30 protein-coding genes are annotated in these 24,669 nt (G+C 70.5%); 10 read left to right on the top strand and 20 right to left on the bottom strand.

Translation table 11 applies throughout. The features are described from left to right. Positions 1-285 precede the first annotated feature (285 nt). Both WA670_RS21170 and WA670_RS21165 read right to left on the bottom strand, forming a co-directional pair. Positions 286-924 carry a class F sortase gene (locus tag WA670_RS21170; protein ID WP_043837428.1) on the bottom strand — a complete coding sequence of 213 codons (639 nt, stop codon included), beginning with the start codon at positions 922-924 and terminating at the stop codon, positions 286-288. 4 nt (positions 925-928) lie between these two features. Next, positions 929-2,038, bottom strand: coding sequence for a hypothetical protein (locus tag WA670_RS21165; RefSeq protein WP_336158612.1), 1,110 nt, complete (start codon positions 2,036-2,038; stop codon positions 929-931). Positions 2,039-2,938: 900 nt separating this feature from the next. Between WA670_RS21165 and WA670_RS21160 the strand changes: the two genes are divergently transcribed. After that, a complete protein-coding gene (locus WA670_RS21160; protein ID WP_037814175.1) occupies positions 2,939-3,301 on the top strand; it encodes an ArsR/SmtB family transcription factor in 363 nt (120 codons plus the stop codon). 2 nt (positions 3,302-3,303) lie between these two features. Continuing rightward, positions 3,304-3,717 (top strand): Fur family transcriptional regulator, encoded by a 414-nt coding sequence (locus tag WA670_RS21155; protein ID WP_162473063.1) that lies wholly within the window; start codon positions 3,304-3,306, stop codon positions 3,715-3,717. Positions 3,718-4,288: 571 nt separating this feature from the next. Here WA670_RS21155 and WA670_RS21150 read toward each other — a convergent pair. From WA670_RS21150 to hrcA, 18 genes are all read right to left on the bottom strand, one after another. Beyond that, entirely contained in the window at positions 4,289-5,044 is a 756-nt protein-coding gene (locus WA670_RS21150) for a TIGR03943 family putative permease subunit (protein ID WP_037813572.1), read from the bottom strand. Next, positions 5,041-6,060: a permease gene (locus WA670_RS21145; protein ID WP_167754346.1), complete on the bottom strand. Its 1,020-nt coding sequence runs from the start codon at positions 6,058-6,060 to the stop codon at positions 5,041-5,043. Before WA670_RS21145 ends, WA670_RS21150 begins: the two co-directional genes overlap by 4 nt. Positions 6,061-6,987: 927 nt before the next feature. Further along, on the bottom strand, positions 6,988-7,407 hold the full coding sequence (locus WA670_RS21140; protein WP_037813576.1) for a YbjN domain-containing protein: 420 nt from the start codon (positions 7,405-7,407) through the stop codon (positions 6,988-6,990). Beyond that, on the bottom strand, positions 7,404-8,222 hold the full coding sequence (locus WA670_RS21135; RefSeq protein WP_037813582.1) for an isoprenyl transferase: 819 nt from the start codon (positions 8,220-8,222) through the stop codon (positions 7,404-7,406). The genes WA670_RS21140 and WA670_RS21135 overlap by 4 nt, the downstream gene beginning before the upstream one ends. Positions 8,223-8,248: 26 nt before the next feature. Further along, positions 8,249-9,025 carry a DNA repair protein RecO gene (gene recO / locus WA670_RS21130; protein ID WP_037813585.1) on the bottom strand — a complete coding sequence of 259 codons (777 nt, stop codon included), beginning with the start codon at positions 9,023-9,025 and terminating at the stop codon, positions 8,249-8,251. A 49-nt stretch (positions 9,026-9,074) separates the two neighbouring features. Continuing rightward, entirely contained in the window at positions 9,075-9,536 is a 462-nt protein-coding gene (locus tag WA670_RS21125; RefSeq protein ID WP_336158611.1) for a CD225/dispanin family protein, read from the bottom strand. Positions 9,537-9,581: 45 nt separating this feature from the next. Further along, positions 9,582-10,664, bottom strand: a complete 1,083-nt coding sequence (locus WA670_RS21120; RefSeq protein WP_336158610.1) for an RDD family protein — start codon at positions 10,662-10,664, stop codon at positions 9,582-9,584. 175 nt (positions 10,665-10,839) lie between these two features. Then, complete coding sequence (locus WA670_RS21115; protein WP_336158609.1) at positions 10,840-11,295, bottom strand: DUF2752 domain-containing protein; 456 nt, start codon at positions 11,293-11,295, stop codon at positions 10,840-10,842. Further along, positions 11,286-11,615, bottom strand: a complete 330-nt coding sequence (locus WA670_RS21110; RefSeq protein ID WP_043837415.1) for a CD225/dispanin family protein — start codon at positions 11,613-11,615, stop codon at positions 11,286-11,288. The genes WA670_RS21115 and WA670_RS21110 overlap by 10 nt, the downstream gene beginning before the upstream one ends. 76 nt (positions 11,616-11,691) lie before the next feature. Then, the gene (era, locus tag WA670_RS21105; RefSeq protein ID WP_037813591.1) at positions 11,692-12,591 is read right to left on the bottom strand and encodes a GTPase Era; all 900 of its coding nucleotides are present in this window, start codon (positions 12,589-12,591) and stop codon (positions 11,692-11,694) included. Further along, a complete protein-coding gene (locus WA670_RS21100; RefSeq protein ID WP_043837413.1) occupies positions 12,588-12,926 on the bottom strand; it encodes a hypothetical protein in 339 nt (112 codons plus the stop codon). Before WA670_RS21100 ends, era begins: the two co-directional genes overlap by 4 nt. Next, positions 12,919-14,244 carry a hemolysin family protein gene (locus WA670_RS21095; protein ID WP_037813598.1) on the bottom strand — a complete coding sequence of 442 codons (1,326 nt, stop codon included), beginning with the start codon at positions 14,242-14,244 and terminating at the stop codon, positions 12,919-12,921. The genes WA670_RS21100 and WA670_RS21095 overlap by 8 nt, the downstream gene beginning before the upstream one ends. Before the next feature lie 9 nt (positions 14,245-14,253). Then, positions 14,254-14,805 carry an rRNA maturation RNase YbeY gene (ybeY, locus tag WA670_RS21090; protein ID WP_043837412.1) on the bottom strand — a complete coding sequence of 184 codons (552 nt, stop codon included), beginning with the start codon at positions 14,803-14,805 and terminating at the stop codon, positions 14,254-14,256. After that, positions 14,802-15,848 carry a PhoH family protein gene (locus WA670_RS21085; RefSeq protein WP_134733035.1) on the bottom strand — a complete coding sequence of 349 codons (1,047 nt, stop codon included), beginning with the start codon at positions 15,846-15,848 and terminating at the stop codon, positions 14,802-14,804. Before WA670_RS21085 ends, ybeY begins: the two co-directional genes overlap by 4 nt. A gap of 94 nt (positions 15,849-15,942) precedes the next feature. Continuing rightward, positions 15,943-16,314, bottom strand: a complete 372-nt coding sequence (locus tag WA670_RS21080) for a histidine triad nucleotide-binding protein (protein WP_037813605.1) — start codon at positions 16,312-16,314, stop codon at positions 15,943-15,945. A 422-nt stretch (positions 16,315-16,736) separates the two neighbouring features. Next, positions 16,737-17,489 carry a 16S rRNA (uracil(1498)-N(3))-methyltransferase gene (locus WA670_RS21075; protein ID WP_037813609.1) on the bottom strand — a complete coding sequence of 251 codons (753 nt, stop codon included), beginning with the start codon at positions 17,487-17,489 and terminating at the stop codon, positions 16,737-16,739. Positions 17,490-17,491: 2 nt separating this feature from the next. Beyond that, positions 17,492-18,655, bottom strand: a complete 1,164-nt coding sequence (dnaJ, locus tag WA670_RS21070; protein ID WP_037813614.1) for a molecular chaperone DnaJ — start codon at positions 18,653-18,655, stop codon at positions 17,492-17,494. Between the two features lie 51 nt (positions 18,656-18,706). Further along, entirely contained in the window at positions 18,707-19,732 is a 1,026-nt protein-coding gene (gene hrcA / locus WA670_RS21065; RefSeq protein ID WP_134733033.1) for a heat-inducible transcriptional repressor HrcA, read from the bottom strand. A 221-nt stretch (positions 19,733-19,953) separates the two neighbouring features. On the opposite strand from hrcA, the gene WA670_RS21060 reads away from it, so the two are divergent. The 8 genes from WA670_RS21060 to WA670_RS21025 are packed head-to-tail and all read left to right on the top strand — an operon-like array spanning position 19,954 to position 24,665. Next, positions 19,954-20,454 carry a YbaB/EbfC family nucleoid-associated protein gene (locus WA670_RS21060; RefSeq protein WP_051729021.1) on the top strand — a complete coding sequence of 167 codons (501 nt, stop codon included), beginning with the start codon at positions 19,954-19,956 and terminating at the stop codon, positions 20,452-20,454. Beyond that, the gene (locus WA670_RS21055; RefSeq protein ID WP_275294381.1) at positions 20,454-20,777 is read left to right on the top strand and encodes a type VII secretion target; all 324 of its coding nucleotides are present in this window, start codon (positions 20,454-20,456) and stop codon (positions 20,775-20,777) included. The genes WA670_RS21060 and WA670_RS21055 overlap by 1 nt, the downstream gene beginning before the upstream one ends. Then, entirely contained in the window at positions 20,774-21,991 is a 1,218-nt protein-coding gene (locus tag WA670_RS21050) for a PPE domain-containing protein (RefSeq protein ID WP_336158608.1), read from the top strand. Before WA670_RS21055 ends, WA670_RS21050 begins: the two co-directional genes overlap by 4 nt. Next, positions 21,988-22,566: a hypothetical protein gene (locus tag WA670_RS21045; protein WP_275294383.1), complete on the top strand. Its 579-nt coding sequence runs from the start codon at positions 21,988-21,990 to the stop codon at positions 22,564-22,566. The genes WA670_RS21050 and WA670_RS21045 overlap by 4 nt, the downstream gene beginning before the upstream one ends. Further along, positions 22,563-23,075, top strand: a complete 513-nt coding sequence (locus WA670_RS21040) for a hypothetical protein (protein ID WP_336158607.1) — start codon at positions 22,563-22,565, stop codon at positions 23,073-23,075. Before WA670_RS21045 ends, WA670_RS21040 begins: the two co-directional genes overlap by 4 nt. Next, positions 23,072-23,566 carry a hypothetical protein gene (locus WA670_RS21035; protein ID WP_275294385.1) on the top strand — a complete coding sequence of 165 codons (495 nt, stop codon included), beginning with the start codon at positions 23,072-23,074 and terminating at the stop codon, positions 23,564-23,566. Before WA670_RS21040 ends, WA670_RS21035 begins: the two co-directional genes overlap by 4 nt. Continuing rightward, positions 23,563-24,156 carry a hypothetical protein gene (locus WA670_RS21030; protein ID WP_238605199.1) on the top strand — a complete coding sequence of 198 codons (594 nt, stop codon included), beginning with the start codon at positions 23,563-23,565 and terminating at the stop codon, positions 24,154-24,156. The genes WA670_RS21035 and WA670_RS21030 overlap by 4 nt, the downstream gene beginning before the upstream one ends. Further along, positions 24,153-24,665 (top strand): hypothetical protein, encoded by a 513-nt coding sequence (locus tag WA670_RS21025; RefSeq protein WP_336158606.1) that lies wholly within the window; start codon positions 24,153-24,155, stop codon positions 24,663-24,665. The genes WA670_RS21030 and WA670_RS21025 overlap by 4 nt, the downstream gene beginning before the upstream one ends. The last annotated feature ends 4 nt before the right edge of the window (positions 24,666-24,669 follow it).

Genomic DNA, 24,669 nt, shown 5'->3' with positions numbered 1-24,669 from the left:
GCAGTCGCGGCGCAGCCGCAGCGTGTTGGCGGCGCGGCCGCAGCGTGCTGGGCGGTGGCGGCGCGGCCGCAGCGTGCTGGGCGGTGGCGGCGCGGCCGCAGCGTGCAGGCGGCGCGGTCGCGGCGGGCTGGCAAGACGGCGGCGCAGCGGTCGCGGCGTGCTGGGCGGGGCGGACCGGGGTCACTGAGCTCGGCCAGACGGTCCCGCAGGTCTGGCGACACAGTCCCGCAGGTCTGGCGGCGCGGTCGCGCAGATCTGGCGGCGCGGCCCCGCAGGTCTGGCGGATCAGTCCGGCCGGGAGACCAGGTCCGCCGTGACGATCCGGTTCTCGTCGTAGCCCTCGGTGCCGCCGACGTAGTCGCCGCCGCAGGTGACCAGGACCAGGCGGTGCGGGCCGGTCTGGGCGAACCAGCCGGGGGCCTGCGCGGGCAGCTGTTCCTTCGGGATCGTGGTCGCGCCGGTGACGCGGTAGAGCCAGCGGCCGCCGGACGCGTCGACGATGCTGACGTTGTCGCCGGTGCGGACGCGCCACAGGTCGTCGAAGGGCCCCTTCGTGCCTGCCCAGTTGACGTGCCCGGACAACACCGCCGCGCCCTGCTGCGCGCCGAGACGGGCACCCCACCACGCGGCGTCGCCGAGGCCGCGCGGGATCGGCAGGATGCCTTTCTGGGTGATCTCGGTGCGCTTCAGCCGGGCCTCGGAGCCGTCGGGCAGCCGGATGCTGCCGGGGCGTTGCAGGCCGATCGCCTGGCCGTCCGCGGGCAGTTCGGCGGGCGCGCCGTCCTCGCCCGGCAGCGAGCCGGGCGGCGGGTCGGCGACGGCGACCGGGCTCGGCGCGGGCACCCAGGTCAGGACGATCACGCCGGCCGCGATCGCCAGGACGGCGATCACCGCCGACGCGACCGTGAGCACGGTGCGCGGCACGGCCCTATTCGCCGCGGGAGCGGACGACCCGCGCCGCGCGGCGCCGGCCGAGCACGATCGCGACGGCTCCGAAGAGCAGCCCGCCGCCGAGCAGGCCGAAGCCGAGCGGCAGGCGCAGGTCGTCGGACGGCGCGGCGGCCTGCGGTCCGAGGTAGCCGGCCGGGACCTCGGTGGGCACCGTCGGCTGCTGCACGGTGCCCCCGCTGCCCGAGCCGTTGCCGGCCGAGGGGACGAAGTTCTTCGGGATCGAGCAGCTGACGCCGCCGAGCACCATGGTGGTCTGCACGTCGCTGAGCTTGGTGTTCTTGGCGTCGCGCGCGTGCGTGGTGATCTCGACACGCCAGCCGGCCTGCGCGGTGACGTCGCCGGAGCGCCAGCCGTCCTGCTTGATCAGCTGGTCGAACGCGGAAACGCGGGACACGACGAGGTCCGAGGTGGTCTTGCCGGGGTCGCTCTGCGCCACCGGGGTGGGCGAGCCCATTTTGAGGCCGGTGACGCTGAGCGTCCCGGTGGCGGGCATCGCGACCTGCTTCAGCACGTCGTCCTCGCCGCGCACCCAGACACGGGCGGCGGTCGTAGTGCCGGTGACCTTGCCGGGGCCGGAGCAGTCGACCGAGCTGCGCGCGCCCTCGAGGACCAGCATCGTGTTGCCGACCGCCTTGAGCTGCTTGCGGCCGTTGTCGCGCAGCGCGTAGTTGGTCTCCGCGACGGCGGTGGGCACGTGCGTGGTCTGCAGCGCGGCGACGACCTGGTGGTCGCGGCTCGCGATGCCCTGCGGGTACGGGCTGACCGAGCTGTCCGCGTACTTGCCGAGGTCGATCTCGTAGTTCGGGCCGAAGGTATTGCGCTCGCCGTCGTTCTTCGGCACCGCCACGCGGTCCGTGCCGAGCTGCGACTGGCCCGGGGTGAGCGGGGACCGCTGGGTCTCGGTGATCAGCGCGCCGCCGTGCTGCGGGTCGCCGCCCAGGCGCACGGACGCCACGTTGGCGAACGACACCGGACCGGTCTTCTCGTCGACGGCCTGCCCGGCCTGGGTCTGCGCCGCGGCGGCCGGGGCCAGCGCCGGCAGTGCCACCAGGGCCGCCACCGCGGCCTTCGTCACGAAACGAGTCATGTCTCCCCACTGCCCTCCGGCAACCCCGAGCGATGCGCCACTGTACGAGACGCGACGAATCGCCCCCGAGACAACCTTGCACCGTTCGTCACGACTTGCGAAGCCGACAAGCCACATCTTCACGAACTCACCCGATCGGGTCAATCCGGAACGCCGGTCCCCCGGGCCCCGGCGATCACCGCGCCCGAGGAAGGGAACACTACGATGGCGGCGAAGGTTATCGGCAATGACATCCGGCTTCGGAAACGCCGTCCCCTGGTCGGCGCCCGGCCCTGGGACGCGGCGAGACGGAGCGGACGCGGGACGCGAGTGGAGGCAGCGATGACGTCGGCACCTTCGAGCGCCCTGTCCGACGGTGCGGGAGCTGGGTCTCCGGGTTCGGCGGGTTCGGGTGCCGCAGGTTCGATTGCCGCGGGCTCGGCGGCGGCGAGCTCGGGTGCCGCAGGTCCGGCTGCGGCGACCCCGGCCGTGAACCACTCCGTCCCGGCAGAAGCGTCTGCCGCGGACTCAGCCGCCCCGGTATCGGCATCGACCGGTGGCGGTGAGGCCTCAGCAGCCCACGCAGCCGCAGCCGGTCCGGCAGCCCCGCACTCCGCGACGACCGAGGCATTCGCAGAACACCACAGCCCGGCTGCGGGCGACTCCGACACCCCGGGACCGACGACGACCAGGAACGCCGAGGCCTCAGTGAAGAACGCTGCCGCAGACCACATCGAGGCAGACAGTTCTGCCGCTCCAGCTCCGAGCGCAACCGAGAACACCGCGACTGCCGCCGAGCGCACCTCCGCCGCCGCAGACCAGACCGGAGCAGACAGTCCTGCCGCTCCGGCCCCGACCGCAACCGAGAACGCCGGGACTTCCGCGGCCGCGGACGAGGCTGCCGCCGACGGTCAGGCAGAACTGCCCGCGGACCCGCCGCATCCCGTCGACGCAGGCGGCTCGGCGGGGCGGCCCGCCAGTTCCGGGCCTGCGGTCATGCCCCCCGGCGTGCTCGCCGACGCCGGCGAACTGCTCCGGGCGCTCGCCGCTCCGGTGCGGATCGCTATCGTGCTGCAGTTGCGGGAGGCGGACCGGTGCGTGCACGAACTCGTGGACGAACTCGACGTCGCCCAGCCGTTGATCAGCCAGCACCTCCGCGTTCTCAAGACCGCGGGCGTGGTCCAGGGCGAGCGGCGCGGCCGCGAGGTCGTCTACCGGCTGGTGGACGACCACTTGGCGCACATCGTCGTCGACGCGGTCGCCCACGTGCAGGAAGGGAAGTGACGATGTCCTCGGCCCCCAAACCGGTCCCGGTGCCCGGCCGGCGCTCCACGAAGCAGCGTGCGGCGGTGGTCGACCTGCTGAGCACCGTCGACGACTTCCGCTCGGCCCAGGAGCTCCACGACGAACTCCGCAAGCGCGGCGACGGCATCGGCCTGACCACCGTCTACCGGACGCTGCAGTCGCTCTCCGAGGCGGGTGAGATCGACGTGCTGCGCACCGACTCCGGCGAGGCCATCTACCGCCGGTGCTCGTCGCACCACCACCATCACCTCGTGTGCCGGGTGTGCGGGCGCACGGTTGAGGTCGAGGGTCCCGCGGTGGAGCGCTGGGCGGAGAAGATCGCCGCGGACCACGGGTTCACCGACATTAGCCACACCGTGGAGATCACCGGCACCTGCGCCGAGCACGCGAGCTGACCTTCGTCCGCGTCACGGCCCTCGTCGGCACCGCGGGCGTCGTCCGTGTCGTGACCTTCGTCCGCGTCACGGCCCTTGTCGGCACCGCGGGCGTCGTCCGTGTCGTGACCTACGCTCGCGTCGCGGCCCTCGTCGGCATCACAGCCCTCGTCTGCAGCGTGGCCCACGCTCGCGTCTCGGCCCTTATCGGCGTCGGGGCTCGTCCGCACGTGACCCACGTTCGCGTCGTAGCCCTCGTCGGCCAGGCCCGTCGGGCAGGCGACCCGACCGGTGTCCGGCGGCGGAATCGCTCCGGGCTGGGCGGAGACGCGGGCGTCCAGGGGTCGGAGCAGGCTTCCGGCAAGCGGAGCCGCTGCGAGGCCGTCGGGCCGCGGGGTTTCGCAACTCTGAGGAACTCGGGCCGACCGTGGACGGGGTCCGTTCGAGAGCTGGTCAAGCGGCGGGCTTGAAACAGCGCACGAGCAGGACGCTCCGGGGATCAGCCGAAGAAACTCAGGTGCACCGGGCGGGCCGAGGCGGCGGTCCGCGTTCCGAGGCGGGTGCGGCGGGCGTGTCGGCGGCGTTGGTCCTCTCAGTATTCATACGGATCCTTCGGCGCGGTGATCCGTTCGACTGTCACCGGGACCAGGTCCGGCGTGTAGCCGTTGGCCTGGGTCGCGGTGCCCGGGACGATCTGGCCCGCGACGCGCAGCCAGGTGTCGCTCGGGAAGCGGTCGGCGCCGCCGCCTTTGAGGTGCACAGTGACGGGGGCCGCGTCGGCTGCGCAGCAGCTGATTACCAAGCGGGCCAACAGGGTTTGGCCTCCGGTGTGCACGACGAAACCGGAGATCTCGACGGTGCGTCCGTTCATGGTGCCGTTGGCGTCCCAGCCTGCGCGCGTGACGACCTCGTTCATCGCCATCGGCACCACCGCTCCGGCGGGGAGCGGAGGGAACGCGGCAGCGGAGGTGGTCGCGGCGCTGGCGGGAAGGCGTGCTTCGGTGCGGGTGACCGAATCCGCGCCGAGTGCGGGCGGGGCGACCAGGAACACCGCCAGTACCGGGACGACGAGCAACCAGGCTGAGCGCGCGGGGTGATGGTGGTGGCCGTGCGCGTCTGGATGTTCGGTGTCTGCTTCGGATTCGTTCGCTGCTTTCGCCGCGGCGCGTGCGGCTGCGATGTCGCGGATGATGGCTGTCGCGCCCAGCACGAGCATCACTGCGCCGCCGGCGATGATCCATGGTTGCTGGGCTGGTTTTACGTAGCGCAGGTAGTCGCCGTTGAGCGCGATCTTCACCAGGGCGCCGCCCAGGAGGATCAGCAGGACGTTCTGCGTTTCGCGCCTCATTGGACGCCTCCGAGGAAGATCACGCCCGCGACGGTCCCGCACGCGATCGCCACCACGAAGGTGACCGGGGCGAACCGTGCGGCGAAGGAACGGCCGAAAGTGCCGGTCTGCAAAGCGAAAAGCTTGACGTCGATGGCCGGGCCGACCACCAGGAACACCAGCTTCGGCAGCAACGGCACGGCGGTGAGCGAGGCGGCGACGAAGGCGTCGGCCTCGCTGCACAACGCGAGGACCACGGCCAGAACTGCCATCACCACGACGCCGACGATGATCTGCCCGGACAGCACTTCAAACCACTTCGCGGGCACGAGAACGTTGAGCGAAGCGGAAATCAGCGCGCCGAGGACGAGGAATCCGCCTGCTTCCACGAGATCGGTGCGGGCGGTTTCGGCGAATACGCGCCACCGTTGCCCCGATTCGACATCGGGCAAGCGGCGCAGCGCCCGTTCGGTGATCCAGGAGAGTTTGCCCCAGCGGGCCCAGATCCAGCCCATCACCATCGCGGTGGCGAGCGAGCCGGCGAACCGCGCGAACACCATTTCCGGACGGCCGGGGAACGCGACCGCGGTGGCCACCAGCACGACGGGGTTCACTGCGGGCGCGGCGAGCAGGAAGGTGAGCGCGGCGGCGGGTGCGACGCCTTGGCCGATCAACCGGCGCGCGACGGGAACCGACGCGCATTCGCAGCCGGGCAAGGCGACTCCGGCCAGCCCGGCGACGCCGACTGCGGCCGACGCTTTCTTCGGCAGCACCCGTTCCAGCGCGCGGGCGGGCACGAAGGCGGCAATCGCGCCGCTGATCAGCACGCCGAGCACGAGGAACGGCAGCGCCTGCACGCACACCGCGACGAACACGGTGGATCCGGTGCGCAGGGCGGGCACGTCGAAGAGGTCTTGGAGCTTGCTTTGCGCCAGGACCGCGACCAGCAGGACGGCGCACAGGATCTCGATGGAGCTGATCCGGAAGCGCCGCGTGCGGGGGCGTTCCTCGGCGGCGTTGTTGGAAAGGGTTTCCACGAAGGCGATGATGCCAGCCGGGTCCGACAGAACCCCAGCCGCCGGTGGTGCGAGGGGACCCCTCGCACCGGTTTTGCGTGAATGTCACCCGATTGGGAGGGAGGAAGGGGCGGAAACGGGCGGGCGGTGCGAGAGAGAGCGGGGGCGGGGCGGGTGGCTTGGACGGAAGGGCTTGGCAGCAAAGCGGCGCATCGGGCGGGTGGCGGGGCTCCGCACGCAGCCCAAGCCGGGACAAGTAGCGGAGTGGCCTGGGCAGGAAAGCTTGGCAGCGAAGCCGCACACCGGACAGGCGACAGAGGTGCAGTCAAGCGCGCGACCCCATGGCGGAACTGCGTGAACCGAAGTGCTTGTCGGTGAACGGCCACACCGAGCAAGGGGCAAGGCTCCGCACCCAGCGCACAGACCACGCCAAAGACGAGTAGCGCAGCAGCCAGGACGGACGAGCGTGGCGGCGAAGCGGCACACTGCGCAAACGGCATTGCTCGCACGCAGCGCAATCCAAGCCGGGACGAGTGGCGCAGCAGCCTGCACAGAAGAGCAGCGAAGCCGCACACCGAACAGACAGCAGAACTCCAGCCCAGCGCGCGACCCTAGCCCAGACGGATAGCGGAGTGGCCGCGAACGCGGAAGCCAAGCAGGGCACCTGCCAGCGGCGGACTGGTCAAGGCGCGAGGTTGGGCCCGGCTAGGGAGATCCGTGATGCAGCAGAAACACGTGCGGGCGAGGCACCAGCACCGTCCGTCCGGGCCAGGCAGGGCACGAAACATGGTCTCGCCAAGGAAATTTCGCCAAGAGCCCAGGCACCAGCGACACACACGGAGCGCGAAGCCAATCAGGCAGCCAACCCGCCACCAGGCCGCTCAGACCGCTCAGACCGAGGCCACAGCAGCAGCGAAGCAAAAACCGCATGCCCAGCCGAAACCTGACTCAGGCCTCCACCCCAGGCAACTCCGTCCGCAGCTGCGAAGCAGTCGAAACCACCAGCATCAGCAGCGTCCCCAGCGGCGAAGGATCCATCCCCTCCGCCGGGAAGGCGTACCGCAGGGTCACGTCCACCCCGCGCTCCGTGTGGCCGACGCCCAAGGTCCCGAACAGCCCCTGTCCGGCCCGTTCGGCGACCGCGACCGCCAGGGCTGGGTCGTCGGGCAGGTCCCAGGCCACTACGCAGGTCAGGCTGAGCACCGTGAGGCCGTCGGCGAGGCGGGTGGCCTGGATGACGCACGGGACGTCCGCGTGAGAGAACGTGATCGCACCGTCGTCGTCGACGTGGACCTCCAGGTAGCGTTCCAGTGCTTCGCGCGCCCGGGTGAGCAGTGCGCCGGTCTCGGCGGCTTCCGCGGTGCTCATTTCGTGCTCCCTGCCTGGTCCACCGCGCCGCCGAACCGGCGGTCGCGTTTCGCGAAGTCGAGGCACGCCTGCCACAGGTGGGTCCGGTCGAAGTCCGGGAACAGCGTGTCCTGGTAGACCATCTCCGCGTACGCCGACTGCCACAGCAGGAAGTTCGACGTCCGCTGCTCCCCCGACGGCCGGAGGAACAGGTCCACGTCCGGCATTTCCGGCTGGTACAGGTACTTCCCGATGGTGCGCTCGTCGATCTTGTCCGGGTTGATCTTCCCCGCCGCGACGTCCTGGCCGATCCGGCGCATCGCGTCGCCCAGTTCGGCCCGGCCGCCGTAGTTGACGCACATGGTCATGTTGAGCTTGGTGTTGTTCTTGGTCTTCTCTTCGGCGACCTGCAGTTCCTTGATCACGCTCGCCCACAGCTTCGGGCGCCGCCCCGCCCAGCGGATGCGCACGCCGATCGAGCCGAGGTAGTCGACCTGGCGGCGGATGGTGTCGCGGTTGAAGCCCATCAGGAACCGGACTTCCTCGGGGCTGCGCTTCCAGTTCTCCGTCGAGAAGGCGTACACCGAAAGCCACTTCACGCCGAGTTCGACCGCGCCGCTCGCGACGTCGATCATCACGGCCTCGCCGCGTTTGTGGCCCTCGATCCGCGGCAGGCCGCGCTGGTTGGCCCAGCGGCCGTTGCCGTCCATGACGAGCGCGACGTGCTTCGGCACCAGGTCCGCCGGGATCTCCGGCGGCTTCGCGCCCGAGGGATGCGGATCCGGAGCCCGCAGCTCGTACCCCGCCGAGCGGGTCTCCCGTCCCCTGCGCAGCACTCCCGGCCTCCTGAAGAATGGATTTCCTACCCGGCCGACCCTACTGGGCCCGGACCGGCGGCCTCCCGGGCACGCCGCTCCACGAGCGGGAGAGACCGCAGCTGCCGTTCCAGATGCCATTGCAGATGCGCCGCGACCAGGCCGGACGCGTCCCGGCGGGTGATTCCCGGCGACGATTCCGCGACCGCCCACTCCCCCTGCAGCAGCGCGTCCAGCAGGGTCAGCACCTCGGGCGCGGGATGCACCGAACCGGCGATCCGGCAGTCCGGGCACATCGAGCCGCCCGCGGCGACGTTGAACGCGGCGTGCGGGCCGGGCAGGCCGCAGCGGGCGCATTCGGTGATGGCCGGGGCCCAGCCCGCGTAGGCCATGGCCCGGAGGAAGAACGCGTCGAGCACCAGCGACGCGTCCCGCTGCCCGCCGGCCAGCGCCCGCAGCGCGCCCACGACCAGCAGGTACAGCTTCATGACCGGCTCGCCCTCTTCGGCCGAGAGCCGGTCCGCGGTCTCCGCGATCGCCGACGCCGCGGTGTAGCGCTGGTAGTCGGCCACCAGCGGCAGCGCGAACGCGTCGACGGTCTCGACCTGGGTGATGACGTCCAGCGACCGGCCGGGATAGAACTGCACGTCCACGTGCCCGAACGGCTCCAGCCGCGCCCCGAACCGCGACGACGTGCGCCGCACGCCCTTCGCGACGGCCCGGACCTTGCCGTGCCGCCTCGTGAGCAGGGTGACGATCCGGTCGGCCTCGCCCAGCTTGTGCGTGCGCAGCACCACCCCGGTGTCGCGGTAGAGGTTCACCACCCCGACATCGTCCCACTTCGGGGGCGACGCCGGGGCGGGACACCCTGGTTCAGCAGTAGCTGCCGGTGCAGTAGTAGCTGTGCACCTCGGACGCGGCCACGAGACCCACGATGATCATGATGATCGCGACGACCCAGGCGAGCGCCCCGATGATGGTGGCGATGAGGCACAGGGTCTTCGTCGTCTGCGACGCCTGCTGGGCCATCGCGTAATTGCCCTGCATCTTGTACGACTGGACTTCGTTCGACTTCATGATCGCGAAGATCGCGAGGATCCACATCAGGAAGATGCAGCCGATCGCCCAGCCCTTGTAGTCCTTGATGGCGCTCAGGTCGCCGCCGGGCGCGCCGCCGAAAGCGGGCTGGCCGTACGGGGCGGGCTGGCCGTAGGGCTGCTGCGGGTACGGCTGCGCCGGCGTCGCACCGGACTGCGGGTACGGCTGCTGCTGGCCGTAGGGCTGCTGCGGCTGGCCGCCGTAGGGCTGCTGGGGCTGGCCGTAGGGATTGGTCATCTGGGTTCCCCCGAGTTCCTCGTACTTACCGTGATCCGGTGCGGATCAGGACTGGGCCGGACCGGGCTTCGGCGATTCCGGCTTGATCATCTGCGTCGCTTCCGGCTCGCCTGCCGGATGCACGACCTGGGTGCGTTCAGCGGCGCCGAACGCTTCGGACGGTGGTTGCTGGGGCGCGGGCGGGCGCACGACCTGGGTCGGCTCGGGCTGGTCGAACGGCGTGGGGCCCGGCTGCGGCGCTCCCGCGGACGGCTGCCCGAATCCCGGCTGCGGCTGGCCCGGCTGCCCGAACGCGGGCTGCGGCTGGCCGAATCCTTGCTGCGGCGGGGTTCCCGGGACCGGCGGCTGACCGAATCCCGGCTGCGGGGCCCCGAATCTGGGCGATGCGGCGGGAAAACCGGCGTTCGGCGCCAGCTGCGCGGGGAAGCCGCCCGAGGCGGGCTGCCCGAAACCAGGCTGCGGCGCGGCGCCAGGGAAACCGCCCGGCTGACCGGGAAAACCGCCGGGCTGGCCGAACCCTCCGGGCTGACCCGGCTGACCGAACCCGCCAGGCTGACCGGAAAACCCGCCCGGCTGCCCGAATCCGCCCTGCCCGAAACCAGCCGCGCCCGAAGGCTCTGAACCGGCGGGCAGCACCACCGTGCTGAGGATCTTGTCCGAGAACGTCTGCGCCTTGTCGTCCCACAGCGGCCACAGGTAGCCGAGCGCGAACGCCATGCTGTCCAGCGCGTGTGCGAGGTCGCGGACGAACGCCATCCCGGCCCCGATCGGTTCGCCGGTGGCCTCGCCGACGAGTTTGATCCCGACGATCCGCTTTCCCAGCGACTGGCCAGTGTTGCCGCCGTTGATCCAGCGGTTGAAGACCGTCCAGGCGAGACTGCCGAGAATCGCGAGGAGGTAGACGATCGTGCCCCCGACGCCGGAGAACAGCGACACGAGCAGGGCGATCAGCACCCCGCCGAGAAGCGGGGCGAAGTCGATGAGATAGGCGCCGGCGCGCTGGCCCCAGTCCGCGTAGACCCGGCCGTACGGCTGGCCGAAGCCGGCGGGCTGGGGGTACCCCGGTGCCTGCTGTCCCGGCGGCGCGCCGAACGGCGGTCCGCCGGACTGGCCGTAGGGATAGGTCATCGAGTGTCCCCCTCGTTGCAGCAAGCTGGGCCTGGCCGCGTCCGCTGTGGACACGTCAGTGCGCGGGAGCGTACCTCGTCTGGCGAGGCCGGGCCGAGCAGGTGTCCGCATCGGGTGATGCGGGGGACGGCACTGCCGCCGGAACCGTTCCAGGCACAGCGAAAACGGGGCTAACTCAGACGTACAGGCCGGTGAACGGCGAGAACGGAACGTTGCGCGCCACGAACCACAGGACGAACACGACCGCGACGACGTGCGGCGTCCAGCGCCAATGCAGCCAGGACCGCATCGTCCGGCCGCGCAGCCGTCCCATCGTCCAGGCGAGACCGCTCCACGCGAAGAGCGCGGCGAACACCAGCGCTACCGCGTTGTAGTGCAGTGCCGCGGAAAAATCGCCGTGCAGCACGCTGTAGGCCATCCGGAGCCCGCCGCAGCCCGGGCAGTCGATCCCGAAAAGCAGCTTGGTCGGGCACACCGGAAGCGGGCCGCCTGGGGTGGTCGGATCGCCGAACCACACCGCGACGCAGGCGAGGCCGATGCCGCCCGCCGCGGCCGCCGGGCCCGCGAGAGCCCTTGCCACCGCACGGGTTCCGCGCGCCGACTGTCCGGTGTAGACGGTGCTCAATGCCACCAGAGCACGTTCCCGGCCACCGCCAGCACGATGATCGCGACGAGCACGTACAGCCCGATCAGGATGGCGATGCTGAGCGCCGACCACATCGCCCACTTGCGCGCCTCGTCCGCCGCGCGGTGCGCTTCGGCCGCGTATCCCTGGTACCACAAGGTGTTCACCTGGCTGGCCTTGACGATCGCGACGATCCCCAGCGGGAGACAGCAGAACACCGTCGCCAGGATCGCCCACACCAGGTTGCTGTCCGGCGGCGGCGGATACTGCGGCGGGTAACCGTACGACGGCGGGTACGGGCCCTGCGGCGGATACGGGCCGGTCATGCGGTCCCCCTGGACAAATCGGATGCGGTTCGGCTCGACGTTACCCGCCCGCGCCGCCGGGCACGGCCACAACCGGTCAGAAACCCAGCCTGCGGAGCTGCTTCGGGTCCCGCTGCCAATCCTTGGCGACCTTGATGTGCAGGTCGAGGTACACCTTCGTGCCCAGCAGCCGCTCGATGTGCTTGCGCGCGGTCGCGCCGACCTCGCGCAGCCGTTCGCCCTTGTGCCCGAGGATGATCCCCTTCTGGCTGGGGCGTTCCACGTACAGCAGCGCGTGGATGTCGATGAGGTCGTCGCGGTCCTCGCGCGGCAGCATTTCCTCGACGGTCACCGCGATGGAGTGCGGCAGTTCGTCGCGGACGCCTTCGAGCGCGGCTTCGCGGATCAGCTCGGCGACGAGGGTCTGCTCGGGCTCGTCGGTGAGCTCGCCGCCCGGGTACAGCTGCGGGCCTTCGGGCAGCCGCTGCACCAGCAGGTCGGCGACCGTCTGCACCTGGAAACCGTCGACGGCGGACACCGGCACGAGGTCGGCGAACTCCATCACCTCTTGCAGCGCGACCAGCTGCTCGGCGACCTGCTCCGGCTTCACGAGGTCGGTCTTGGTGACGATGCCGATCACCGGGGTGCGCCGGGCGATCTTCTTCAGCTCGGCGGCGATGAACCGGTCGCCGGGGCCGACTTTTTCGTTGGCGGGCACGCAGAACCCGACGACGTCCACTTCGGACCAGGTCTCGTGCACGATGTCGTTGAGCCGCTGGCCGAGCAGCGTGCGCGGACGGTGCAGGCCCGGGGTGTCGATGATCACCAGCTGCGCGTCGTCGCGGTGGACGATGCCGCGGATGGCGTGCCGGGTGGTCTGCGGCTTGCTGGAGGTGATCGCGACCTTCGTGCCGACGAGCGCGTTCGTGAGCGTCGATTTGCCCGCGTTGGGGCGGCCGACGAAGCAGGCGAAACCGGAACGGTGCGGTTCGGTCACGACTGCAGCACCTCGACGACGGCGCCGGACGGGTCGGCGAAGATGATCGGCGCGGTCTTGGTCACGTCGCGGACCGCGTGCACGGACGCCTCGGCGACCAGCGCGTCCGCGGTGACCACGGCGGCGGCTTCGAGGCCTTCGGCTCCGCTGGACAGCGCGGCGGCGACGGCGGCCTGCACGGCGGTGAGCTTGAACGACGGCTGGTCGACCGTGGTCGCGGCGTAGGTGCGGCCGTCGGTGTCGCGGACCGCGGCGCCTTCGTCCGCGCCGTTGCGGGCGCGGGCCGAACGGGCCAGCGTGACCAGCTTCTGGTCCTCGGCGTCGAGGTCAGGCATGTTCGACTCTCCTGTCGTGCTCTTCGGGCTGGGGCGGGCGGGTGCGCGGGCGCGCCGACGACGGCCGGACGACCACGGAGGTGATGCGCATCCGGCCGCGGCGGTCCTTGCCCCCTTCGGCGAACAGCCGAAGACCGGCGACCTCGGCTTCGGCCCCCGGCAGCGGGACCCTACCCAGTCGCTCGGCGAGCAGCCCGCCCACGGTCTCCACGTCGTGGTCTTCGAGGTCGATGCCGAACAGTTCGCCGAGGTCGTCGACGCCGAGCCGGGACGACACGCGGACCGACCCGTCCTCGAGCTCCTCGACCTCGGGGCGTTCGTCGGCGTCGGATTCGTCGGTGATCTCGCCGACGATCTCCTCGAGGATGTCCTCGATGGTGAGCAGGCCGGCGGTGCCGCCGTACTCGTCCACCGCGATCGCCATGTGGTTGTGCGTGCGCTGCATTTCCTTGAGCAGCTCGTCGAGCCGTTTGGAGTCGGGCACGAAGCTCGCCGGGTTCATCACCGCGCCGACGACCGTGCTCGGCCCGTCCGGGCCCATGTACTCGGGCATGAGGTCTTTGATGTTGACCACGCCGACGATGTCGTCCACCGAATCGTCGATCACGGGGACCCGGGTGAAGCCGGTGCGCAGCGCGAGCGCGAGGGCCTGGCGCACGGTTTTGGTGCGTTCGATCCACACGATCTCGGTGCGCGGCACCATGACCTCGCGGGCGACGGTGTCGCCGAGTTCGAACACCGAGTGGATCATCTCGCGTTCGGAGTCCTCGACGACGCCGCGTTCCTGGGCGAGGTCGACGAGTTCGCGCAGTTCGACCTCGGAGGTGAACGGGCCTTCGCGGAAGCCGCGGCCGGGGGTGATCGCGTTGCCGAGCACGATCAGCAGCCGCGACAGCGGGCCGAGGACGGTGCCGAGGGCGCGGACCGGCCCGGCGACGATCGTGCCGACGCGGTACGGGTGCTGGCGGCCGATGGTGCGCGGGCCGACGCCGATGAGGACGTAGCTGACCACGACCATGACGACCGCGGACACCAGGATGGCGAGCCACAGCCGGTCGAACCAGGCGACGAAGGACACGGTGACCAGCACCGTGGCGGTGAGTTCGCAGGCCAGCCGGAGCAGGAGCAGCAGGTTGATGTGCCTGCGGCGTTCGGCGACGACCGCGGCGAGCTGGCGGGCTCCGACGCGGCCGTTGCGGACGAGGCCGTCGACCCGGGCTTGCGACACCGTGCCGACCGCGGCGTCCGCGGCGGCGAACACGCCCGCGAGCAGCACCAGCGTCACCGCGATGACGACCTGTGCCGGGGGGTTTCCCATCGTCGGAGCCTAGGGCGTTTCCCCGGGCCGCGGCGCGTCGAGCCCGGCGATGCCGAGCACGCGGTCGTCGACGTCGCGTTGCGCGTCGCGGGCCTGGTGCGCGGCGACCGCGGCCTGGAATTCGCCGAGGATCCGCTTCTGCAGCCCGAACATCTCGCGTTCCTCGGCGGGTTCGGCGTGGTCGTAGCCGAGGAGGTGCAGGCAGCCGTGGACGGTGAGCAGGTGCAGTTCGTCGATCAGCCGGTGGCCCGCGGTTTTCGCCTGGTCTTTCGCGAAGGCCGGGCAGAGCACGATGTCGCCGAGCAGCGCCGGGGACGAGTCGGGCGCGTCGGGGCGGCGCGAGGAGTCGAGTTCGTCCATCGGGAAGGCCATGACGTCGGTGGGCCCGGGCAGGTCCATCCAGCGTTCGTGGAGGTCTTCCATAACCTCGAGGGTGACGCACAGGATGGACAGCTCGGCGAGCGGGCTGACCTCCATTTTCTCCAGCGTGTAGCGCGCGGCGGAGACGATGGACGCCTCGTCGACGTCGACGCCGGATTCGTTGGCGATCTCGATGCTCATCGGCGGGTGCCTTTCCAGCCGCCGGTCTGCTGCTCTTGCGCGTCCTGCACGGCCTGCCACTTCTCGTACGCGTCGACGATGTCGCCGACCAGTTTGTGCCGGACGACGTCCTGGCTGGTGAGCTCGGCGAAGTGCAGGTCCTCGACGCCGCCGAGGATGTCGCGCACGACGCGGAGCCCGCTGCGCTGCCCGCCGGGGAGGTCGATCTGGGTGATGTCGCCGGTGACGACGATCTTCGCGCCGAACCCGAGGCGGGTGAGGAACATCTTCATCTGCTCGGGCGTGGTGTTCTGCGCCTCGTCGAGGATGATGAAGGCGTCGTTCAGCGTCCGGCCGCGCATGTAGGCCAGCGGTGCGATTTCGATCGTCCCCGCCTGCATCAGCCGCGGAATCGACTCCGGTTCGACCATGTCGTGCAGCGCGTCGTAGAGCGGCCGCAGGTACGGGTCGATCTTCTCGTTCAAGGTGCCCGGCAGGTACCCGAGCCGCTCGCCGGCCTCGACCGCCGGACGCGTCAGCACGATCCGCGTGACCTGCTTGGCCTGCAACGCCTGCACGGCCTTCGCCATCGCGAGATACGTCTTGCCGGTACCGGCGGGCCCGATCCCGAAAACGATCGTGTGCTTGTCGATCGCGTCGACGTACCGCTTCTGGTTCAGCGTCTTGGGCCGGATGGTCTTCCCGCGCCGCGACACGATGTTGAGGCTCAGGACCTCCGCGGGCGACGCGTCGCCGCTGGACAGCATCCCCACAGTCCGCCGCACCGTGTCGGGCCCGACCTGCTGCCCGCCGCCGGCGAGCTGCACCAGCTCGGTGAAGACCCGCTCCGCGAACGCCACATCGGCCGCGGCACCGGTCAGCGTGACCTCGTTGCCGCGCACGTGCACGTCAGCAGCCAGCAGTTCTTCGGCCACCCGCAAGTTCTCGTCCCGGGACCCCAGCAGGCTCAGCTGAGCCGCCTCCGGGATCGGGAATCGAACCTGTGCCTCGGCCGATACCCGATTGTCAGGTCGGGCGGCTCCACCCGTCTCAGTTCCGGCCACGTGGCCTCGGTCCTGCTTTCTGCGCACTTCGCAAGTCAACGTACAGGGACCCCATAGATGCTACTTGTCCCCGACACCCGCTCGCAGCCCGGTTTCAGTGCACCCCGGCCTGCGGCTTCCCGAACAACCCGAGCTGCTCCCCGCCGAGCACATGGGCATGCACATGAAACACCGTCTGCCCGGCATCGGCGTCAGTGTTGAAAACCACCCGATACCCACTGCCAGAGATCCCCTCGATCTCCGCAACCTTCCGCGCCGTCAACAACACAGCGCTCAACAACTCCGGATCCGCCTCCGCCAACTCCCCGACGTTCCGGTACCTCTTCCGAGGCACCACGAGCACATGCACCCGCGCCTGCGGATTGATGTCCCGAAACGCAAACGTGGCGTCGTCCTGATACACCACATCCGCCGGAATCTCCCCAGCAATAATCCGCTCGAACAACGTCTCCGCCGCATCGCTCATACGCGACACCCTACAAACCCCCACTCGCCAAGGCGACGAACACACGCCACGCAACCACCCCACTCGCCAAGGCGACGAACGCACGACACGCAACCACCGCACCGTGGGGGTCCGGGGGGCTCGGCCCCCCGGGAGTAATGGCGGAACCAGCGGCGGCGAAGGATCGCCGCCAGGCGATACGAAGACGCCGCGGCGCGGTGGAGCCTGGGGGTCGCTCCACCGCCGCCGCGGCTCCGCCGGACCGAGGGGGGAGGTGCCCGGCGGGGTATGGGTTCGCGTACTCAAGGGTAATGCCCGCGTGGGGGCGGGCTGAAACCCTTGTGTTCCCACGTTGCGAAGCAGAGTAGCTGGCGGGGCTGCGGCGCGCCATCACCTGGTGCGGATGTTTAGGGGTTCTGCCGGGTTTCGCGGGCGCCGGGCGGTCAGTGCCAGCGGCCGGTGAGGACGCCCAGTGCGCCTAGTGCGACGGCGGCCGCGGTGGAGGTGCGGAGGACGGTCGGGCCGAGGCGGACCGTGGTGGCTCCGGCTTGTTCGAGGGCGGCGAGTTCGTCGTCGGTGATGCCGCCTTCGGGGCCGACGACGAGGAGGAGGTCGCCGCCGTCGGGGAGGTCGAGGTCGGTGAGTTTGCTGGTGACGCCGGATTCGAGGACGAGCGTCGCGGACATCGTCGCGGCCAGTTGTGCGAGCTCGCGGGTACCGACTGGTTCCGCGACGGCGGGCACGTGAGCGCGGCGGGCTTGTTTGGCCGCCGAGCGGGCGGTGGCGCGCCAGCGGGCGAGGGCTTTCTCGCCGCGGGGTCCGTCGTCCCAGCGGGCGACGCTGCGGGCGGCGCGCCAGGGCACGATCGCGTCCGCGCCGGCTTCGGTGGCCAGTTCGACGGCCAATTCCCCGCGGTCGCCCTTGGCGAGGGCCTGGGCGACGTGGACGCGCAGCGCGGGCGGTTCTTCTTGCCAGCGCTCGAGAACCGTGAGCGTGACCGAGGCCGCCCGGCCCGCTTCGACGGCGTCCACGGCGCAGCGGGCCATCGCGCCGGCGCCGTCGGAGAGCACGAGCTGCTCCCCCACGCGCAGCCGGCGCACGGTGGCCGCGTGCCGGGCTTCCTCGCCGTCGAGCAGCGCCCGCCCTTCGGCGGGCACCGCCGGGGCGAGGAAGACCGGCAGTGTGGTGTCCGGCACAGTCAGCGGTTCTTCGCGCGGAGCTTGGAGAACAGGCCGCCGTGCTTGCTGCCGTTGGCGGCAAGCGTCGGGACCTCTTCGCCGCGCTGCTGGGCCAGGTCGACGAGCAGGTCGCGCTGGGCCTCGTCGAGCTTGGTCGGCACCACGACGTCGATGTGCACGTGCAGGTCGCCGCGGCCGTCGACGCGGCCGGACGAGCGCAGCCGCGGCATGCCCTTGCCGGTGAGCACCAGTTCGGTGTTGGGCTGGGTGCCGGGCTCGATGTCGAGTTCGTAGTCGCCGTCGACCAGGGTGGCGATCGGGACCGTCGCGCCGAGCGCCGCGGTGGTCATCGGGATGCGGAAGTTGCAGTGCAGGTCGTTGCCCTCGCGGACGAACACCTCGTGCGGGGCCTCGTCGATCTCGACGTAGAGGTCGCCCGCCGGGCCGCCGCCGGGGCCGACCTCGCCCTGGCCGGACAGCCGGATCCGCATGCCGTCGCCGACGCCGGGCGGGATCTTCGCGGTGACGCCGCGCCGCGACCGGATCCGGCCGTCGCCGCCGCACTGGCGGCACGGGTCGGGGATGACCTCGCCGAAGCCGCGGCACACCGGGCACGGGCGCGCGGTGACGACCTGGCCGAGGAACGACCGCTGCACGGACTGGACCTCGCCGGCCCCGCCGCAGGTGTCGCAGGTCTTGGTGCTGGTGCCCTCGGCGGTGCCCGCGCCGCGGCACAGGTCGCAGACGATCGCGGTGTCGACGGTGATCTCGCGGTCGACACCGGTCGCGCACTCCTCGAGGGTGAGGCCGAGCCGGATCAGCGCGTCGGAGCCGGGCTGCACGCGGCTGCGCGGCCCGCGGCCCCGTCCGCCGCCTCCGCCCGCGGCGCCGAAGAAGGCGTCCATGATGTCGCCGAGCCCGCCGAAGCCCGCGAACGGGTCGCCGCCGCCTCCGCCGCGGCCGCCCCCGTCCATCGGGTCGCCGCCGAGGTCGACGATCTTGCGCTTCTGCGGATCGGAGAGCACCTCGTACGCGGTGGTCACCTCGCCGAAGCGGTGCTGGGCGTCCTCCGACGGGTTCACGTCGGGGTGCAGCTCACGGGCCAGCTTGCGGTACGCGCGCTTGATCTCCTGATCGCTCGCGTTCTTGGCCACCCCGAGGATCCCGTAGTAGTCCCTCGCCACGTTGCTCTGCCTTCTCCTTCGTGTTCCGCCACGTCCCCGGCCTGCCGCCGGTCAGCGGCCGGACAGGATCTGCCCCACGTAGTTGGCGACCGCTCGGACCGCCGCGATCGTGCCGGGGTAGTCCATCCTGGTCGGCCCGACGACGCCCATCCCCCCGAGCAGCATGTCGTCCCGGCCGTAGCCGATGGACACGACCGAGGTGCTGCGCATCTGCTCGTCCTCATTTTCCTCACCGATGAGCACGGTGACCGCACCGGGGTTGCGGGCGGCGGCGAGCAGCTTCAGCACCACCACCTGTTCCTCGAGCGCTTCGAGCACCTGGCGCAGCGACCCGGGGAAGTCCGCGACGTTGCGGGTGAGGTTGCCGGTGCCGCCGAGCACGATCCGCTCTTCCGGGTGCTCGACCAGCGATTCGACCAGTGTGGTGCAGATCCGGGTGAGGTGGTCGCGCAGGTCCGGCGGAGCGGCCTCGGGCAGCTCCGCCACGTTCGCCGCCGCGTCGGCCAGCCGCCGCCCGGCGAGCGCGCCGTTGAGCACGGTGCGCAGGCGCAGCACGGTCTCCTCGGTGACCACGTCGCCGAGGTCGACGGTGCGCTGGTCGACCCGGCCGGAGTCGGTGATCAGCACGAGCATGAGCCGCGCGGGCGTGAGCGGGACCACCTCGAGGTGGCGCGCCACGGTGTTGGTGAGCATCGGGTACTGCACCACCGCGACCTGGCGGGTGAGCTGCGCGAGCAGCCGGACCGACCGGCGCAGCACGTCGTCGAGGTCGGTGCCGGAGTCGAGGAAGCTGGTGATCGCGCGCCGCTCGGCGGCCGACAGCGGCTTGATCTCCGAAAGCCGGTCGACGAACAGCCGGTACCCCTTGTCGGTCGGGATCCGGCCCGCGCTGGTGTGCGGCTGGGCGATGTACCCCTCTTCTTCCAGGGCGGCCATGTCGTTGCGCACGGTGGCACTGGAAACGCCGAGGTTGTGCCGCTCGACGATCGTCTTCGACCCGACCGGCTCCTGGTTCGAGACATAGTCGGCGACGATCGCGCGCAGCACCTCGAAGCGACGCTCGTCCGTGTTCGCCACCGGCACCTCCTTCGCGGTCCTCCTGCTACTCACAACGAGTTTACGGACCCGGCGGTGCCCGGCGCGCCCTCCGGTCCGGGCGAGCGGGAGTAAAAGGCTGGCAAACAATTTTTAATAGCGACGAACCGGGCAACTCGGAACTTCGCTTGCACGGGGAACCGGAACCCGGTTTTCTGCCTCGGAAAGACTATGAACCACTCGATCCGAAAGCAGTGGCCGACATGAACGCACTTTCTCCCGAAATCGCCGAAATCCGGCAGCGGGCCGCGGAGGCCCAGGAACGGCTGAAGCACGTGTCGGCGACCGCGACGAGCCAGGACGGCGCGGTCACCGCGACCGTCAACACCGCCGGTGCGCTGCAGGAACTCCAGTTCGGCTCCCGCGCGGACGAGATGCCGCGCGCCGCCCTCGCGGCCGCTGTCCTGGCCACCGCCCGGCGCGCCCAGGCCCAGGCGGCGCAGCAGCTGACCGCGATCATGGCACCGGTGATCGGCGAGAACAGCGACGCGATGAAATTCCTCGAAGAACAGATCCCGGAACCGGAAGTTCCGGAGGAAACGGCCCCGCCCGCGCCGCCGCAGCCGCAATTTTTCGACGCGCAGGACGATTCCGCGCCTCCCGCCGCTCCGCCGTCCCGTCCCGCGCGCCCGGCCCGCCCGGCACCGGACCCGACGGACGACGACGACTACTACGGCGGCGGCTCGTTCCTGGGGAGGAACTGATGGCAGACGGATCGAAGGTCGACCTCCCGGCGCTGCGCGCGCACAAGGGCGAGGTCGAGGACATCGCGGCCGGGGTGCACACCGCGGCGCAGGCGACCGAGTCCGGACAGTCCCTCGGCGACGACGCGTTCGGCCTCGTCGGCCAGGTGTTCGCGGCGCCGCTGCAGATCTGGATGTCGGTCGCGACCTCCTTCGTCCAGGACGTCGCGGACACCGCCGACGACATCGCGGACCGCCTGCAGCAGGCGCACGATCACTACGACAACCACGAGAAGCAGACCGTCGGGCACATCAACGGTCTCGGCAAGGAGCTGCCGGAATGACCGAAACACAGGAGAACCCGCTGGTCGCGAAGTCGGAATCGCCGAGCGGCCTGACCACGAACATGGGGTCGTCCTCGAACGAGCTGGACAACCTCAACGCCCAGACCGCCGGCGCCGGCATCGTCAACGACGGCGCCGCGACGCTCACCGACCTCCGGCACGGCGACTGGGGCAACTTCGGCGTCGACGTGGTCACCGACGGCCTCGACCTGCTCGGTGCGGCGATGGACCCGCTCGGCACGCTGGCCAGCGCCGGCGTCGGCTGGCTGATCGAGCACATCAGCTTCCTCAAGGAGGGCCTCGACCAGCTCGCGGGCAACCCGGAGGCCGTCACCGCCAAGGCAGTGACCTGGTCGAACATCTCGAAGCAGCTCAACGAGAGCGCGGACCAGTACACACAGGCGGCGAGCAAGGTCGCCCCCGGCTTTCAGGGACAAGGCGGCGAGGCCTACCAGGCCAAGGCGAAGGAGTACATCGGCTACCTCAAAGGCGCGGCCACTCAGGCGAGTGCCGCGTCCACCGGGATGAACGTCGCCGCCGCCCTGGTAGGCACGGAACGCGGACTGATCCGCGACATGATCTCGTCGTTCGTGGGCGAGCTGATCGTCAAGGGCATCGCCGCGTTGGCGTCGTCGTGGTGCACCTTCGGCGGCACGGTCGCCGCGTTCATCGCCGACACCGTCGTCGAGGGCGGGATCCTGGCGGAGAAGATCGGCACCCGGATCGCGAAGGTCGTGGAGAAGCTGGACAAGCTCGCGGAGAGCGCGGGCAAGTCCAAGGCCGCGATCGAGCAGGCGGCGAACGCACTGCGGAAGGCAGGCAAGGCCGCGGGCAAGGTCACGGACAAGAGCGTCGACATCGCCGCCGGTCTCGAGAAGAAGGCAGGCGATCTCAAGGAGGCGGGCAGGGCCGAGAGCGCCGCGGAAAAGGCCGATCGGTGGACCGACAACGCCAAAAAGAAGGTGCCGGGACGCGAACACTTCGAACACGCCGGCGACACGTACTCCGAGGACGGGCGCAAGTTCTTCAAGCTCCAGGAATGGGAGAAGGGGGAGGGCCGGCCGCCGTTTACGATGGCCGACGGCGCGGGGCTCGGCACCGAAGCCCGGAGGCAGGAGAACGAGCAGTACGACCGGTACTCCGAAGGATCCGAAGCCTATGAAAAGGAGCACGAGAAGGCAGAGGGCGGCGGCGAAGGCGGCACCGGAGAGTGAGCAGCGAAACCGTGCAGGCGGCCGCCGACCAGGCCAACCGGGAAGGACGCCTGCATCCGTCCCAGCGGACGATGATCCTCAACGCGGGCTTCTCGATGGCGGTCGTGTGGATCATCCTGTTCGTCGCCGCCGCGATCATGGCTCCGATCGGGATCGGAGTGAGCGCCGACCAGGTGCGGGGCCTGGACCAGTTGCACGCCGACGCCGGTCTGCCGCCGGTGTCGTACTGGTCGCTGAACTGGCAGGTGTATCTGCTGACGGTGTTCTTCCTCGCGCTCGCCGTGTTCCCCGCCCGGCTCATCTGGCGGCGGGTGGCGGAGGTGCGCAGCGGCAAACTCGACGTGGTGCCCGGCTGGACGCACGACTACGGGCACGTCACCAAGATCCCGCCGCGCGGGCAGCACGCGATGTACCTCTACGAGATGACCGACCGGATGACGTTCACGTATCTCGTCGTGCACGGCAAGACCTACCGGCTCGATTACGACATGCGGCAGCGAGTGCTCGGCAACCGCACGAACGCCGCGATTCTGACCCCGCGCAGCAAGATCCTGGTCAACGTGGTCGCCGCGTGACCGCGAAAGCCGATCCCGGCGAGGTCGCCGCCGCCAACCTCGCCGGAAGACTGCACCCGAGCCAGCGCGGGGTGGTCTTTGACGCCCTCTTCTGGGCGGTCTGGGTGTTCACCGCGGCGATAGGCGCAGTCGGGGTCGTGGGAGTGGTCAATTCCGGGTTCACTGCCTCCGCGCTGGTCGCGGTCGCGGTCGCTGTGGCGGCGATCGCGGGCGCGGTCCGGTTCAGCGTGCGGCGCTGCGCCGAGTTCCGCGAGCCCCTGACCGTGATCACCGGACCGGCACACGACTTCGGCTCCGGCCCGATCACCGACGACTACCCGATCGGCCTCAAGCACACCCCGCGCGGGCCTGGCCAGACCGAGCGGTGGCAGTTGCGCGCGGGCGGGCGCACGTATCCCGTCCAGCGCGCGCGGCGGGATCGCATGGTCGCGGAGCGGATCACCGCCGTCTGCGTGCTGGGCAACGGGCGGTGGCTGGTGAACATCGTGCTCGACGGCGGAGCCCGATGAAACCGGACGCCGTCGCGACCGCGAACTTGGCCGGGCGGCTGCACCCGTCCCAGCGGTCCCTGCTGGTCGGCGGATGGTTCCGATTCCAGCTCGGACTGGCCGCCGCGCTGATCGTGTTCGCGGTCGTCCTGCCGCTGACCACGAACGTCCTCGACGGGCCGCACCGCGCGCAGACTCTCGGCGCGGCGCCGTTCGTGCTCCTCCTCATCGTGGCCTTGCTGGTCAGCTGCCTCCGCAGCTACCAGAACCTCAGCCGCCCGCTGACCGTCATCACCGGCTGGACCCACAACTTCGAACAGGACGGCCAGTCCCACGCCTACCCGATCTGCGTGCGGCACTACTTCGCCCGCACCTCGCAATGGGAGATGAACGCGGGCGGCACCACTTACCGGCTCACCGAACGGCAATTCGAAGCCCTCCAGCCGAACCGGAACAACACCGTCTGCGTGATCCCGCGCAGCAAGATCGTGGTCAACATCCTTCCGGCGTGAGCGGAGAACAGGTGCGGGAAGAGACTGTGCAGGCGGCCGCCGACCAGGCCAACCGGGAAGGGCGCCTGCATCCGTCCCAGCGGAACATGGTGCTGGACGGCAACTTCTGGACGCTCGTCCTGGTGCTGCTCGTCCTCGTCGCGCTGGCGGTCCTGACTCCGATCTGGTTCGGCATCAGCCCCGCCATGATCCAGGCCACCAACAACATCAACGCCTACTTCGGCAAGCCGCTGGTGTCCTACTGGTCGAAGAACGCGTCCCTGTACGTGATGTCGCTCGTCTTCCTGGTGCTCGCGGTGTATCCCGGGCGCGCGATCCGACGGCGGCTGGCGGACTGGCGCGAGGGCAAGGTCACCGTGGTCCCTGGCCTGACGCACGATTTCGGGCACGTGCAGCACCGGCCGTCCGGCGTCCTGCCCCCGATGTACCTCTACGAGATCACGGAACGGATCGCCTTCACCTACCTCGTCGTGAACGGAAAGAGCTATCGGCTCGATCCCGATCTGAAGAGCCGGGTGCTCGGCGGCCGCACCAACGGTGCGATCTTCACCCCGCGCAGCAAATTGCTGGTCAATGTGGTCGCCGCGTGACCGCGAAGGCCGATCCCGGCGAGGTCGCCGCCGCCAATCTCGCTGGGAGGCTGCACCCGAGCCAGCGCGGGGAGGCGCTCGGCTGCTTCTTCTGGGCGGTCTGGGTGTTCGTCGCGATCGAGGTGGCGATCGCGGTCGTCGCGGTCGCCAAATCCGGCTTCACCGCGTCCGCGTTGGTGGCGGTGGCGGTCGCCCTGGTCGTCCTCGTGCTGGCAGTCCGGTTCGGGCGGCGGCAGTTCGCCGACTGCCGCGCGCCGCTGACGGTCGTGCCCGGGCCGGTGCACGATTTCGGCGCCGGTCCGATCACCGACGACTATCCGGTCGGGTTCAAGCACACCCCGCGCGGCCCGGGCACCACCGAAAAATGGCAGCTCCGCGTGGGCGGCCGCACTCATTCGGTCAATCCGGCCCGTGGCAAACGGCTGGCGGACGAGCGAGTCGTCGCGGTGTGCCTGCTCGGGAACAGCGGCACGGTGGCGAGCATCGTCGGCGAAAACGGCGTGTGGTGAGCCC

Source organism: Amycolatopsis sp. VC5-11, assembly GCF_037034185.1.
In the GTDB taxonomy this organism is placed as follows: Bacteria; Actinomycetota; Actinomycetes; order Mycobacteriales; family Pseudonocardiaceae; genus Amycolatopsis; species Amycolatopsis nivea.
Note: the sequence above shows the minus strand (reverse complement) of the source record. Positions and strands in the feature narration are given on the sequence as shown.